Genomic DNA, 320 nt, shown 5'->3' with positions numbered 1-320 from the left:
ATTTTTGTAGTTCTTTAGGCTTATTTTTACATTTACTTATTAATTCTTTAATAATAATTATTTGGAGTAAAATTACACTATTTGTTAATTATTTCAATATATGTATAAAATACTATCTCTAATCTTTATTAATCGCCCGAAAATAGGATCTGCTCAATTTGAATTACTGATAGAAATATAGTCAGAAAGACATGTTATAACATGGAAAAATCATTTAAATCTGATACCTATAATACAGTTCCATTTTTCATTCCCCCCTCACTTATATGCGCATGAAGAAAGCATAAACTTGGTAAAGTTTTACTTTCTTATCAGCCAAA

Origin of the sequence: Neobacillus drentensis (assembly GCF_036965245.1) — a bacterium.
Lineage (GTDB): Bacteria > Bacillota > Bacilli > Bacillales > Cytobacillaceae > Neobacillus > Neobacillus drentensis_G.
This window is presented reverse-complemented; position numbering follows the sequence as displayed.